This window comes from Exiguobacterium sp. s7, assembly GCF_018618195.1.
GTDB lineage: Bacteria > Bacillota > Bacilli > Exiguobacteriales > Exiguobacteriaceae > Exiguobacterium > Exiguobacterium mexicanum_A.
The window spans coordinates 76,229-89,225 of sequence record NZ_JACSLO010000001.1 but is presented as its reverse complement, the minus strand read 5'-3'; the positions used below and the strand labels follow the sequence as shown (position 1 = coordinate 89,225).

The following is a 12,997-nucleotide window of genomic DNA, read 5'->3' as shown; positions in this document are numbered from 1 at the left end:
ACTGTTTGTATTATGCTTCAAGTCGAAAATCATGCGGGTATGTCGCCTCAATGACGAGTCTCTCGCCCGTCATCGGGTGGCAAAACGTCGCCGAGGCGCTGTGGAGCGCGTGACGGTCGAGTACGGTCTTACCACCGTACATCGTATCCCCGAGGAGCGGATGCCCGATATGGCGCAGATGGACGCGGATTTGATGCGTCCGTCCGGTCTCGAGGGCGATCGTCAGCGCTGTATATGCCTCGTGTGGTTCCGCTTCAAGGATATGGGTCACGGCGTGCTGTCCGTCTGCCGTCACGATTCGTTCCATGATTGAATCCGGGGCACGGCCGATGGGAGCGTCAATCGTCTGTGGGAAAACCGGTCCTTCGACGAGAGCGAGATACGTCCGTGACAAGCCCCCGGTCTGTTGCAATTCACTGAACCGATGGTGCACGTACGCATATTTTGCGAACAAGACGACGCCGCTCGTGTCACGATCGAGTCGATTGATGACGTGAATCGCCGACTGCAATCCGATTCGCTCGTAATATCCGAGCACCGCATTGGCAAGCGTGTCGTCGGGATGAAGCCGGGACGGGATCGTCGCGATCCCAGCCGGTTTATCGACGGCGAGCAAATAGTCGTCCTCAAACAGGATCGTGAGCGGGCGTGACGAGCGGACCATCGTCTCCGCCGGCTGTTCGACCGGGAAATGGACCGTCACATCATCTCCTTCGCTGATGTCATAACGTACCGTCCGCGGCTCTCCGTTGACGAGGATGAGCCCCCCTTGTTTGATTTGGGTCAACATCTTGCGCGAGATGCCGCAGTCTGTCATTAAAAAATCGCGCAGCGGGACGTTCGCCCCCGCGACGCGATGCAATGTGAATCCGTACATCGGTTACTTCCCTTCCTCAATGAACGATTCCCGGACCCGTCGCCAAAATGGGAACGGGCGGAACCGGGCAAATGTCACTTTTTCTTTCGCGACCGCACAGCGAATCGAGCGCACGTTCGACCACGACAATGCTTCTTGGTGATCGAACGCGAGTTCGAATTCTGTTTTCGTGTGCGGCTCGATCTTCACTTGATGATGCTTCGGCAACAAGAGCGGTGAACCGATCGTCCGGTACACCAAGTTATTGATTGACGCCATCTCCGTCACTTGGATTGCTTCAATCGACGGATGGACGATGGCACCCCCGAGTGCTTTGTTATAGGCCGTCGACCCGGATGGTGTCGAAATGCATAACCCGTCACCGCGGAACGTCTCGAAATAATCGTCGCGAATCGACAAGTCACAGACGAGCGTACGTTTATAGTTTTTAATCGTACACTCGTTCATGGCGAGTTGTCGTTCGGTCGTCCCGTCCTCGTAATCGATGAGCACCTCGACGAGCGGATAAGACACCGGTTCGAACGATTCGCTCGTGATCATTTCCGTCAACTCGTCGAGCTCGTCTGGTTGCCAGTCGGCGTAAAAACCGAGATGGCCCGTATGAATCCCGACGAGCAGCGTATCATCGAGCCGGTCGATATATTCGTGGAACGCTTGGAGCATCGTCCCATCCCCACCGACCGAGACGACGATCCGCGGCTCTTTCGAGACCGAATGCCCCGCTTCGGTCAATTTATTCGTCAACTCGCGCGCAATATCGGCCGAACGCGCGTCTCCCCGTGCTACAATCGCAAACTGCATGCCTTGGCCCCCTAGTCTTGGTCCGTTTGGACGTTCATTTCTTTATCCCGGAACACTTGCTGCGCATCTTGAATCTCGACGCGGAGCTGACTCATCTCGGCATCGAGCAAAAATGCCGCTTCAGCCGCCCGGCGCAGGCGCTCCTGCACCTCGACCGGCATATCCCCGTCGTATTTATAGTTGAGCGAGTGTTCAATCGTTGCCCAAAAGTTCATCGCAAGTGTCCGCACTTGGACTTCGACAAGCGTCGGGAACTCGCCATGAATCGTTTGAACCGGGTATTCGAGAATCAAATGGTAAGAGCGGTAGCCCGATTCCTTTTGGTTCGTGATATAGTTACGTTCCTCGACGATTTTAAAGTCGGTCCGGTGATGGAGCAGTTCAAGGACGTGGACGATATCGTCCACGAATTGGCACATGATGCGGAGTCCGGCGATGTCTTGCATCTCCGTCGACAACTTGTCGTAAGGGATTTGCTTTCGCTTCGCCTTCTCGAGAATGCTACCGACCGGTTTGACCCGTCCCGTGACAAACTCGATCGGTGAGTGGTCGTTTTGAGATTTATATTGTTTCCGAATCGCCTTGAATTTAACTTTCAGTTCATCGACCGCGATTTGATACGGCACTAAAAATTGATCCCAATCCATTGATTGCATATGCTGTCACCACTTTCGTTCATTTCGGAAAACCCTGCTTTTTCCGTATGTATCCGATTGTATGGTATCATAAACGAACAATTGTTCATAGAATGGAGCGATGATTTATGACCCAAGAAGTGGAAATTGAATTCAAATCGATGTTGACGAAAGACGAGTATGAGACCTTGCTCACCGCCTACGATTTAACGGACAAAGTGAAATGGCAAGCGAATGACTATTTCGATACACCGACGTTCGAACTGAAGAAGCACGGCGCCGCCCTACGAATTCGCGAGAAAAAACATGGCCAAGTGTTGACACTCAAACAACCGCATGACGTTGGACTGCTCGAGACGCATGCCCCAATCAATGAGGCAGAGGCCGAAAACTTGTTCAAATACGGCATCATCCATGACGACCAAATGAAAGAGGCGCTCGCCGCGTTCGACTTGTCCGGCCCGCTCGAACATCTCGGTCGCCTTGAGACGAAACGCGCGGAAATCGAGACGCCAGACGGTCTGCTCGTCCTCGACGAAAGTCATTATTTGGAGATTCACGACTATGAAATAGAATTTGAAGTGACCGATGAAGCGAAGGGCAAACTCGCGTTCGAACAGCTTCTTCATCGCCATGGCATTCCCCTCCGGCCCGCCAAAAATAAAATCGTTCGATTCATGGAAGAAAAGATGCGTCGAAACCAAGGTTGAGCAGATACGTTGCCAACCTTTTTTTTTCGTTGCTACAATGAGCATACGATATATTTGATTTTTGTTTACGAGAGGAGGCGACACAATGGAACTTGAACAATGTAATGAGTCATCCTGTTCATTGGAAGAATCTTCTATCCAAGTAACATATAAGCCATTAGAGTTATTCTATTTCATGGACATCTCAGATCCAGACGGGCTTCACGTGATGACACTCATTAAAAAACTCGAACTTGAATACGGGCACTTGATTCGTTTCCGTATGGTTTCGACGGTTCCTAGTTGTGTTGGCGGATGTCAAGAAGAGGTTCGCCTTCTCACGATGATCAAGGCTATGGAGTTACAAGGGAAACGTCATGCGATGCGCTTCATGCGCCATCTGCATATTAACGATATCTTTTTGAAGGATGGCTCTAGCGACAGCGACTTATGGGAAATTGCCCGCTCGTTCGTCAGTTATGGACTCGACATCGATGAGTTGGCTGCCGATATCCAATCCAATCAACTGCTGAGCGCACTGGCGGTCGATCATGAGATCTTGAAAGACTGGGAAATCGAATCGCTTCCCGCCTTGACGTTCGTCACGCGTGACGAGGCGCTCAAAATCGAAGGACTCTATCCGTATGACGTCTATCAGGCTGTCATGGCCGAACTGCTCGGCTATGTACCGACCCGTGAGACCGATTGGAACGTCGAGAAAGTGTTAGGACACTATGACGCCTCAACGATTACCGAGCTCGCTTTCATTTTAGAGCTCGACAAGCCTGTCATCGAAAGAGAATTAAAAAAACTGTCGCTCCAACAACGTTGCCGGCCTGTCCCGGGCTGCAGCGGCGAAGCTTGGGCGACGAATAAATGACACAACAAAACCCACGGCCGGGGAGCCGTGGGTTTTTTCGATGTTTCCCGCGGGGACGGAAAACATCGTACCCGAGTATCTATACAGATCACAGGTTGGGAGAAAGTTTACGGTCAATAAAGGGGTTTGTGATTGATTTCACACTTATAATATACCGAGACGAGCGCACCGTGACAAGCACTTTGTTCATATTGTCACATAATGTTCACGCCCCGCTTCTTTTATTGGAAAAGTAACGCTTCCATCTCGTCTAGCACGGCCTCGAACTGATCGAGCGCTGCGAGCACCGGTGCTTTCGTCGTCATATCGACTCCAGCCGCCTTCAATACTTCAATTGGATAATCGCTCGACCCGGCCTTCAAGAACTTGTCGATGTAACGACGGACGGCCGGTTCCCCTTCGTCCATGATCTGTTGCGACAATGCGGCCGACGCCGAGATGCCCGTCGCATACTGATAGACGTAGTAGTTGTAATAGAAGTGCGGGATCCGTGCCCATTCGAAGGCGATCTCCCCATCGATGACGAGCTCGTCTCCGAAGTATCGCTTGTTGAGCTCGAGGTACGTCTCGTTCAAGTACTCAGGTGTGAGCGAGACGCCATCTTGGGCCGCTTTATGGATCATATGCTCGAACTCGGCGAACATCGTCTGACGGAACAACGTGCCACGGAACGTCTCGAGCTGATTGTTCAAGAGATAGAGCCGCTCTTGGCGGTCTGTACGCGTCTTCAGTAAATAATCGTTCAAGAGCGCCTCGTTCGTCGTCGATGCCACTTCGGCCACGAAAATCGAGTAGTCCCCGTATGGATACGGCTGCGACGCCCGCGTGTAATAGCTATGGACCGAATGACCGAACTCATGGGCGAGCGTGAACAAGTTGTTGACGTTGTCTTGCCAGTTCATCAAGATGAACGGCTGCGTGTCGTACGCGCCTGAAGAGTAAGCACCGCTCCGTTTGCCACGCGTCTCACGGACGTCGACCCAGCGTGAATCGAGACCGTCCTTGACGATTTGGACGTACTCGTCACCGAGTGGTGCGAGTCCCTCGACCATCAAGTCTTTCGCTTCGTCATATGGGATTTTCATGTCCACATCTTTCACGAGCGGTGTATACAAGTCATACATATGCAGCTCGTCCACACCGAGTGCCCGTTTCCGGAGCGCGACGTAACGATGCAACAAGTCGAGGCGTTCGTTCACCGCTTCGACGAGACCGTCGTATACCGCTTCCGGGATAGCGTTATGATGGAGCGCCGCTTGACGGGCACTCTCGAACTTACGGACCGTCGCATAGAAGTTATCCTTCTTCACGCTGCCTGACAACGTCGAGGCGAACGTGTTCAAATATTGCTCGTACGTGCCGTACATCGCCTTGAACGCCCCTTCGCGGACGCTACGGTCGCTCGACTCGAGGAATGTGATGTAACGGCCATGCGTCAATTCGACGTCCTCACCTTTCTCGTTCTTCACTTTCGGGAATTTCAAATCGGCGTTGTTGAGCATGCCGAACGTCGAACTCGACTGGCCGAGCACGTCACCAGCTTGAGCGAGAATCGCCTCTTCGGCTTCCGTCAACACGTGCGGACGCTCTTGCGCCAACTCGTCGAACGCATGGCGATAGACGTTGAGCGATTCGTGTTCCGCCATGAACGCCTCGATTTGACTCTCATCGATGGCGAGCAGTTCCGGCGTCATGAATGCGAGCTGAGCCGAGATTTGGGCCGCGAGCGAGCCCGCCCGGTCGTTCAACGCTTGGTAATGACTGTTCGACGTATCTTCGTCATAACGCATATGGGCGTATGTATACAGTTTATGCAATTGACGCGAGATGTCGTCGCGAAGTTGCAGGCCTTCAAACAAAGTAGAGGCTGATTCCCCGAGTTTACCTTTAAACTCGACCAAGGCCGGCACGTTTGCTTTCAATGCCTCAAAATCGTGTTCCCACGCCTGATCGTCCGCATAAATCGTCTCCAAGTTCCACGTCTCCTCGACGGGTACTTGTTTTCGTGTGAGTACTTCTGACATATGTCCACTTCCTTTTCCTAGTTTGTATACGATTTCGCCATGAATCGCTGAAACCCTTGAAATAATCGAAGATCGTGGAGAAGGGCCGTCTCTAGCGTCTTTGGGAAGTGCCAATCCCCCACCGACTCCGTCATATCAAACACGTTCAAGAGTTGTCTCCATTGTACTTCAAACGCTTGGAGAAAGTCGCTTGTCGGGGTCACGTCAAACTGGCGGCACGTCTTTTCGATACTCCATGCGACGGAGTCGTCGGGACGCTCACGCCGATTCAAATAAAGCACCGTCTGAAACGTGAACGGATGGACGTGGATGCCCCAAAGCGAGGATAACGGCAAGTAACAGCAACTCGGCATAAGAGACGGTAGCATTCCGATCGGATACAACCGGTTCAAGACGAGCCGGCGGTACTGCGGTGTCGGATAGGGCGGGGTCATGCGGCGGCGCCGGACGAGTTGAACCCATTGCTGGGCGTCGAAACGATAATAACATTCGAACGGCGAACTCGAGAATGACGATACGGTCTGCCAATGACCAACGCCACGTCGAACCGATATCGGGAAGCCAATGAAACGATAAAGTACTTGCTTGCATGGGACAAGGAGGCCATGCCGTCTAAACAGTTCGTGACGCATCCAAGGCTGCAATGAAGGCCAAGCACTAGGTTCTAATCCGCTCGCCAGCCAGACGACATCGAGTCCGTTGTCGCGATAATGTCTCGTCCGCTCGACGTAAGACTCGATTGTGAGCGTCGACGCCTGAATTTCGATGACGAGCCTCGTATCGTCGCGTCGGGCCAGCAAATCGGCACGACGTGCGCCGATGACGACTTCTTGTTCGACGGCGTAACCTTGTGTCTGAAGCCACTGCCGAACACCCCATTTGTCTTCGTGGTGCCCCGTCGACTCGCCTCGTCCACACGGATGGACATGTGCGAAATGAAGCCGTCGCCTCACACCTTGCTTGACGATGACCCGTTCCCCGCATTCTGGACACACAAAAGGGGCAAACGGTTCGATCCGCCCCCGACTTAACGTAAGGGCATCGACATACCCCCCTGTCCGATCGATGGCAAACCGCATCCCGCTTCCCCCTCATAGTAGTGGTGAAAACATTCGGGCCAATGACTCGACGAGTTTGATGAAGTACGACCGTTCCGAGAATGCCTGCAACTCCAACTCGTGTGACCCTTCAAAGTCTTTATAGAGATCTTGCTTGAGCTGATGGACGGAATTCGTGTTGTATAAGAGCGCATTCACCTCGAAATTGAGGTGGAAGCTCCTGAAGTCCATGTTCGCCGTCCCAATCGTCGCCAGCCCATCGTCGACGACGATGACTTTCGAGTGCATGAACCCTTCTTCATACAGATAAATCTTCACACCGGCGCTGAGCAGCTCCTCGAAGTACGACCGGCTCGCATAAAACACGATCTTATGGTCCGGATAGCTCGGGAGAACAATCCGGACATCGATTCCGGACAGCGAGGCGGTCTTGAGCGCGCTCATGATGTCCTCATCGGGAATCAAATACGGCGAAGAGATATAGACCGATTTTTTCGCGGCGTTGATCAGCGCGAAATAGATCGACTTCATCGTTTCATACGGTTCATCCGGTCCGCTCGCCACGATTTGCACACCCCCGCTCGCGCTGCGTACCGTCTCGAGCGGTTCGAGATAAAACGGAGTGAACAGGCGCTCGCCCGTCATATAGTACCAGTCCTGCAAAAAGATCAGTTGCAGTTCCGACACCCCTTCCCCTCTGACGTACAGATGCGTGTCACGCCAGAAGCCGAACTTCGAATGTTCGCCCAAATACTCGTCACCGACGTTCAACCCGCCGGTGAACGCCTCCGTGCCGTCGATGACGACAATCTTCCTGTGGTTCCGGTAGTTCGTCTTGCTCGACACGAGCGGTAAGACGACGGGGAAGAAGGCTTGGACGTGGACGCCTGCTTGCCGCATCTCGTCGAAGAACGTCCCGCTCGTATGGATCGAACCGACGGCATCGTACAAGAAGCGGACCTCGACCCCCGCCCTCGCCTTGTCGATCAAAATGCGTTGAATTTCCCGAGAAATACGATCTTCCCGGAAAATATAATATTCAAGATGGATGTGGCGGGTCGCCCCTTTCAAGGCGGGCAACAGTTTCGAAAACTTTTCTTGCCCGTTCGTCAGCACTTGCGTATACGTGTTCGATGAGACGGGTAATTGATTGAGGGACGACGTCAAATGGAGCAATTTCTCATAATCGTCGTGGGAGAACATGAGTGACGGCGACAACGTCATCGCCTTCTGCCGATAGGCGAGGTATGTCTCTTCATCGAGCATCGCTTTCTCTTTGAACATCCGCTTCCGGCGATAGTTCTGTCCGAACACGAAATAAGCGAACAGACCGACGACCGGGAAGCCGAGCATGACGATCGCCCAAATGAGCGTTCGTTGCGGATTGCGGTTCTCGAGCAAGATGACGAGCAAAATGCTGAACGTCGTCAAAAAGACGAGCACCGAGAACAAGCCGATCACTTGGGAGCTCCAGTAATATGATAATACGGCAATGAGACCTGCGAGCAAAATCAGGGATAAAAGGACTTGTATGCGTCGCAACATATTATAAACTGACCCCGTTTCTATCTTGTATTATCATAATTATACAACTTAACGCCATCTTTTGAGGGGAGCGAACGAAATATGGGCACATTTTTGATTACGGGAGCGACGAGCGGGATTGGACGGGCCGTCGCCCTCCGGTTAGCAGAGGAAGGACATGACGTCATCGGCATCGGCCGAGACGAGACACGAGGCGAAGAAATCGAGGCGGCATCCGCTCGCGTCACGTTTATGGCATGCGATTTGTCCCAACCCGACGACATCGAGGCGATGATGGACGAACTCAAAGACCGGGCCATCACGTTAGACGGCCTATTCAATAACGCGGCGACGTTCGGGCGCCCCGGGACACCAGAACGGTTGCCTGCGTCCGCGTTCGATGACGTCTTTGAACTGAACGTGCTCGCGACAAATCGACTTATCCAACGCGCTATCCCGCTCCTCGCGAATGGAGCGAGCGTCGTCAACAACGCTGCCATCGTCGGCCACGTCAAATTCCCACCGATGCTTGGTCCATACGCCGCGTCCAAAGCGGCCGTCATCGCCTTGACGAAGACGTTCGCCCATCGAATGAAAGGCAAAATCCGCTTCAATGCGGTCTGTTTCGGTCCGGTCGACACCCCGCTCAGTCACAAGTTGTACGGCGGGGAAGCCAAGTTCCAAGAGGCGATGACCCATCATTTCCGGGGACATGCCGCTAAACCGGATGAAGTGGCGCCGGTCGTGACCTTCTTGTTGAGTGAGGCGTCGAGCTATATCAACGGCCAAGCCATTACGGTCGATGGGGGCTATACCCTCTCATGATGCACAGAAAGGAAGGGGTCTTCTCGGACCCCTTCCTTTCTCGTTAATCACGTATTTTCCGTGCTTTCGTCATCTGATTCGTCAAGAACGCTTTCTCTCGTGGATGCAACTCATCCAAGTCGAGCGCTTCCTCAAAGTAGTCGATGAATTCCTCGAACGTTTCATCATGCGAGGCGTGTGCCTGAATCCGCGCGATTCGGATTGCCTCGAAGACGGATGCCATCACGAAAATGTCGTGACTCGCATACGTCTTCACAGGAGCGAACGCCTCGAACAATGTCGCTTCCATCGTTTTACGTTTGGCATGCCAGTTACTCTTGTCGTTGGAGAATAAAAAGTCGCCTGCCGGCAATCGGCTCAGTTCGCGTAAAATATCGCCGATGTAGTGAATCGCGTGAATCGCCGTATTCGGATCATTGATGCCCGGTGAGACGCCTTTCAGCGCGATCTCACTCAACTTCTCGATGACGAACGCCGGGTCTTGAATCGATGAACGGATTTCACCGATTTGGAACACGTCGATATCGGGCGCTTCTTCTGCGAGCCAATAGCCGAGAATATCTCCTTCCGCTACAAAGTCCCCCACGGCCACGACCGATTCGAAGTCAACGTCACGGCTCTCCTGCTTCTCGCTCGAGAACAGTTGGACGTAGCCCGTTCGAGAGGCATAGACCGCCTGTCCTTCGAACGTGTGAACCGTTCGTTTCGGGACGATATACATGTCTTCCTCTTCGACCGCCCGTCTTTGGTTTTCGATGACGGATAGCGCTTCGCGGTGCAATGCCGATAAGAGGCGTTCCGCTTGAATCGAGACGCTGATCGTTTGAATGAATTTAACGAACGCCCAAATCGAGCTGACGACGAGCAGGACACTGATGCCTGAAGCGAGTACGACGTCTTCATCCGATGTCCGGATAAGGAACAAGTTCGTAATGCCGTACACCGTCGTCATGATGAACAGGCCGAGTGTATGCTTCGACGCCGAGTTCGTCAAAAAGTTATTGATCGTCCGAGGCGAGAACTGCGACGAATACGTCGTCAAGACGACGAGGATCGTCGAAAAGCTGAACGTCATCATCGTCATGAGGCTCGTGAACGACGAAGACAGGACAGAAGCTGCTGAATCCTTGTCTAAATAAATGATTTCCGGTAACAGCTCCCGAAAGAAGCTTCCAAAATATTGAGTCAGGAACGTTAACGCGATCCCTCCCACTCCGTATAAAAACGGAACGAACCAGGTGCTATCTTCCAACTTTAATTGAATCCGCTTGAGCATCACGACACCTCTTCGTATGTATAAATTGGTAAAAAAATCGCCTGTCCACATGAACAGGCGATTAGGGTTTAGAAATAGTGACGGACTTTTGAGAAGACATCCCCGTCGAGAATGAGCTTGCCGTATTCTTCAAGCATCGCTAACGTCTGCGTGCTGAACGTCAAATACTCGGCTAAGAGACTTAATACGTTCTCTTCTTCTTCCGGTTCCATCTCGTCTGGGAAGTCAATCCACAAGTAATACCGATTGTCGTAATGGAATAACTTAAGGTTGACGTTGTTCAACGCCTCTCCTGCTCGTTTACTGAGCGAGATGATCGCCTCAAAGTCATCCGTTTCCATGGCGAGCGGAGCCCACGCCTCCGGCTCAGCTTCGATTTCATCAAGTTCACTCAATTGATCAAGCACCGATTGCTGATCGCGCGCCTCATCGATTGCCGAGCGCAGCAGTGACCCAAGCTCAGAATCGTCTTCAGAGTCAATCACATTTTTCGCGATCGTCACGGTCACTTCAAGTCCTTTTTCAAACGCTTGTACTTGTATCCATAGTGGACCATCAAACGAGATATCTTCTCGTTCGTGCGCTTCGTCCATCATCTGCCAGAACAGCTGCTCACCACGTTCTCGGTTATACCAGATTTCATCACGAGCGAAACCGCGTTTCTCGATATCGACATACGTAATGAAAAATTTGACGGTGTTGTCGTTGATGCGCTCAATTTTCACGATTGTCCACTCCCTTCTCACCTCACTCCTACTTCAACAATTAAGGAGGAGAGGGGAAATTGTCTTGTTATCATAGTACCCTTTTTTTAACGTGTCAATCTATTGATGATGGGGTTGTTACTATTATTTTATCGGAAAAACGGAATAATAAAAAGCACACTGCTTAGACAGTATGCTTCCTCACTCGTTGACGAGTCGTTGCGCTTCTTGAAGTTGGAACGTCCGGACCTTGCGCGGCAAGAATCGACGAATCTCATCTTCGTTGTACCCGACTTGAAGACGTTTTTCATCAATCAGAATCGGACGGCGGAGCAATCCTGGATATTCTTGAATCAAATCATATAGTTGTTGGAGTGAAAGCGCATCGACCGATACGTCGATTTTCGAGAAAACTTTAGATCGGGTCGAGATGATTTCATCTGTCCCATCTTCTGTCATACGTAGGATTTGTTTGATCTCATTGAGTGAGAGTGGTTCTGAAAATATGTTCCGTTCCGTGAATGGAATATCATGCTCCTCGAGCCATGCCCGTGCTTTTCGGCACGATGTGCAGCTCGGAGACGTGTACAATGTGACCATTTTCGTTCCTCCCTGATCAAGTGTTCGTTCATCTTTTTCAAGTGACTCTATTTGTATACCCAAAAATTCGTCCACTTAATTATAATAATTCTTATTTATTGAAACTTCAATGATAACTTTTCTCACTCGGGTAAGAAAAGAGGACGCATTCAGGAGAATGCGACCCTTGATCGACCGTTCTAGGACGCCGGCATTCGAGAAACCGGTTGTGATACCGTCTCTTTGCCAGGCTTCACTTGTAAGTCTTTCAATTTCTTCTTGAGGACTTCCTTCAGAAGTTTCTTTTTCTGTTGCAATACTTTGTCACGCTCTTTCATGGTCTCTCACCCCCAACGCCATAAGGACTCGACCCACCGACCGTTACTGAATCTGAAAATCTTGAACTTGCACTAATCTACAATTAAATTATAGCACATTCTTATGAAAATGGTTGAACAATCTCGAAGATTTTCATCATTTCACACGTTCCAAATTTGCTTTTCTTTTTCAATTCCCGTATAGTTAATAGAAATAACCTTTGAAATCACCAAGGAGGAGAGCGAATATGAGAATTACGCTAGAGACGATTATGCAACATCCGGTCACCCAAAAATATTTGACCCGTTCCGGTCTGAAACACGCCGTCGACGTGTGTGAACGCGCTCTCGAATTGGCGACGCGACGAGGGCTTGATACGGATTTAGCGACGAAAGCCGCTCTGCTCCATGACATCGGTCACTACGAATGGTACACCGAAGGCAAATGGAACTACGATTTATACCGTCAAAACGACATTCATGCCATTAAAGGGGCCGAACGCGCCCATAAGCTATTGATTCGTCTCGGGGAAGACCCGGCGCGCGCGAAAGAGATCTCGGTCATGATTTTGCTTCATACCGATTCCTATCTCCCGCCTAACCGGATTCAACGTACCCCACTCCAACAGCTCGTCCATGATGCGGATACGTACGTGGAACAACCTGGCGGACTGCATCACTATGAGACGATGGAAATCGAAGATGCCCTTGCCCGTGTCCGCCTGATTGACGCGGTCGTCGAACGGCTCTCGAACTTGCCACGCATCTCAAACGCCTGACACCGTCCTTGGATGGTGTTTTTCTTTGC

Annotated in this window: 14 protein-coding genes; 4 read left to right on the top strand and 10 right to left on the bottom strand. The window is 51.6% G+C overall.

The annotated features are described in order from the left end of the window. Nucleotides 1-10 precede the first annotated feature (10 nt). Genes KNP79_RS00445 through yjbM form a run of 3 tightly spaced genes read right to left on the bottom strand, consistent with a single transcriptional unit; the run spans nt 11 to nt 2,334 of the window. Complete coding sequence (locus KNP79_RS00445; RefSeq protein WP_215190860.1) at nt 11-877, bottom strand: RluA family pseudouridine synthase; 867 nt, start codon at nt 875-877, stop codon at nt 11-13. Nucleotides 878-880: 3 nt separating this feature from the next. Beyond that, nucleotides 881-1,678 carry an NAD kinase gene (locus tag KNP79_RS00440; protein WP_034776962.1) on the bottom strand — a complete coding sequence of 266 codons (798 nt, stop codon included), beginning with the start codon at nt 1,676-1,678 and terminating at the stop codon, nt 881-883. Nucleotides 1,679-1,689: 11 nt separating this feature from the next. Further along, nucleotides 1,690-2,334 (bottom strand): GTP diphosphokinase, encoded by a 645-nt coding sequence (gene yjbM / locus KNP79_RS00435; RefSeq protein WP_034776960.1) that lies wholly within the window; start codon nt 2,332-2,334, stop codon nt 1,690-1,692. Between the two features lie 107 nt (nt 2,335-2,441). On the opposite strand from yjbM, the gene KNP79_RS00430 reads away from it, so the two are divergent. Then, the gene (locus KNP79_RS00430; RefSeq protein WP_200881479.1) at nt 2,442-3,023 is read left to right on the top strand and encodes a CYTH domain-containing protein; all 582 of its coding nucleotides are present in this window, start codon (nt 2,442-2,444) and stop codon (nt 3,021-3,023) included. A gap of 85 nt (nt 3,024-3,108) precedes the next feature. Beyond that, nucleotides 3,109-3,882 (top strand): DsbA family protein, encoded by a 774-nt coding sequence (locus KNP79_RS00425; RefSeq protein ID WP_034776958.1) that lies wholly within the window; start codon nt 3,109-3,111, stop codon nt 3,880-3,882. 221 nt (nt 3,883-4,103) lie between these two features. Here KNP79_RS00425 and pepF read toward each other — a convergent pair whose 3' ends face one another. The 3 genes from pepF to cls are packed head-to-tail and all read right to left on the bottom strand — an operon-like array spanning nt 4,104 to nt 8,509. Continuing rightward, nucleotides 4,104-5,906, bottom strand: coding sequence for an oligoendopeptidase F (gene pepF, locus KNP79_RS00420; protein ID WP_215190859.1), 1,803 nt, complete (start codon nt 5,904-5,906; stop codon nt 4,104-4,106). A gap of 17 nt (nt 5,907-5,923) precedes the next feature. After that, complete coding sequence (locus KNP79_RS00415; protein WP_215190858.1) at nt 5,924-6,985, bottom strand: competence protein CoiA; 1,062 nt, start codon at nt 6,983-6,985, stop codon at nt 5,924-5,926. 12 nt (nt 6,986-6,997) lie between these two features. After that, on the bottom strand, nt 6,998-8,509 hold the full coding sequence (gene cls, locus KNP79_RS00410; protein WP_034776952.1) for a cardiolipin synthase: 1,512 nt from the start codon (nt 8,507-8,509) through the stop codon (nt 6,998-7,000). A gap of 81 nt (nt 8,510-8,590) precedes the next feature. Between cls and KNP79_RS00405 the strand changes: the two genes are divergently transcribed. Continuing rightward, a complete protein-coding gene (locus KNP79_RS00405) occupies nt 8,591-9,313 on the top strand; it encodes an SDR family NAD(P)-dependent oxidoreductase (RefSeq protein ID WP_215190857.1) in 723 nt (240 codons plus the stop codon). Between the two features lie 43 nt (nt 9,314-9,356). Here the strand turns inward: KNP79_RS00405 and KNP79_RS00400 are convergent, their stop codons facing one another. The 4 genes from KNP79_RS00400 to KNP79_RS00385 all read right to left on the bottom strand — a co-directional run bounded on the left by KNP79_RS00400 (nt 9,357) and on the right by KNP79_RS00385 (nt 12,210). Then, entirely contained in the window at nt 9,357-10,589 is a 1,233-nt protein-coding gene (locus KNP79_RS00400; protein WP_214823281.1) for a DUF2254 domain-containing protein, read from the bottom strand. A 68-nt stretch (nt 10,590-10,657) separates the two neighbouring features. Then, nucleotides 10,658-11,314, bottom strand: coding sequence for an adaptor protein MecA (mecA, locus tag KNP79_RS00395; RefSeq protein WP_034776946.1), 657 nt, complete (start codon nt 11,312-11,314; stop codon nt 10,658-10,660). A gap of 180 nt (nt 11,315-11,494) precedes the next feature. After that, nucleotides 11,495-11,893 carry a transcriptional regulator SpxA gene (gene spxA / locus KNP79_RS00390; protein WP_015881217.1) on the bottom strand — a complete coding sequence of 133 codons (399 nt, stop codon included), beginning with the start codon at nt 11,891-11,893 and terminating at the stop codon, nt 11,495-11,497. A gap of 179 nt (nt 11,894-12,072) precedes the next feature. Next, entirely contained in the window at nt 12,073-12,210 is a 138-nt protein-coding gene (locus tag KNP79_RS00385; RefSeq protein ID WP_016510424.1) for a hypothetical protein, read from the bottom strand. A gap of 227 nt (nt 12,211-12,437) precedes the next feature. Between KNP79_RS00385 and KNP79_RS00380 the strand changes: the two genes are divergently transcribed. Then, nucleotides 12,438-12,968 carry an HD domain-containing protein gene (locus KNP79_RS00380; RefSeq protein WP_034776944.1) on the top strand — a complete coding sequence of 177 codons (531 nt, stop codon included), beginning with the start codon at nt 12,438-12,440 and terminating at the stop codon, nt 12,966-12,968. Nucleotides 12,969-12,997: the final 29 nt, after the last annotated feature.

What these genes read in the sequence shown, in the direction of transcription:
- KNP79_RS00385 (WP_016510424.1), bottom strand. Translation starts at nt 12,210, where the DNA reads ATGAAAGAGCGTGACAAAGTATTGCAACAGAAAAAGAAACTTCTGAAG.
- cls (WP_034776952.1), bottom strand. Translation starts at nt 8,509, where the DNA reads ATGTTGCGACGCATACAAGTCCTTTTATCCCTGATTTTGCTCGCAGGT.
- KNP79_RS00425 (WP_034776958.1), top strand. Translation starts at nt 3,109, where the DNA reads ATGGAACTTGAACAATGTAATGAGTCATCCTGTTCATTGGAAGAATCT.
- KNP79_RS00405 (WP_215190857.1), top strand. Translation starts at nt 8,591, where the DNA reads ATGGGCACATTTTTGATTACGGGAGCGACGAGCGGGATTGGACGGGCC.
- KNP79_RS00440 (WP_034776962.1), bottom strand. Translation starts at nt 1,678, where the DNA reads ATGCAGTTTGCGATTGTAGCACGGGGAGACGCGCGTTCGGCCGATATT.
- KNP79_RS00430 (WP_200881479.1), top strand. Translation starts at nt 2,442, where the DNA reads ATGACCCAAGAAGTGGAAATTGAATTCAAATCGATGTTGACGAAAGAC.
- KNP79_RS00380 (WP_034776944.1), top strand. Translation starts at nt 12,438, where the DNA reads ATGAGAATTACGCTAGAGACGATTATGCAACATCCGGTCACCCAAAAA.
- spxA (WP_015881217.1), bottom strand. Translation starts at nt 11,893, where the DNA reads ATGGTCACATTGTACACGTCTCCGAGCTGCACATCGTGCCGAAAAGCA.
- KNP79_RS00415 (WP_215190858.1), bottom strand. Translation starts at nt 6,985, where the DNA reads ATGCGGTTTGCCATCGATCGGACAGGGGGGTATGTCGATGCCCTTACG.
- KNP79_RS00445 (WP_215190860.1), bottom strand. Translation starts at nt 877, where the DNA reads ATGTACGGATTCACATTGCATCGCGTCGCGGGGGCGAACGTCCCGCTG.
- pepF (WP_215190859.1), bottom strand. Translation starts at nt 5,906, where the DNA reads ATGTCAGAAGTACTCACACGAAAACAAGTACCCGTCGAGGAGACGTGG.
- KNP79_RS00400 (WP_214823281.1), bottom strand. Translation starts at nt 10,589, where the DNA reads ATGCTCAAGCGGATTCAATTAAAGTTGGAAGATAGCACCTGGTTCGTT.
- yjbM (WP_034776960.1), bottom strand. Translation starts at nt 2,334, where the DNA reads ATGCAATCAATGGATTGGGATCAATTTTTAGTGCCGTATCAAATCGCG.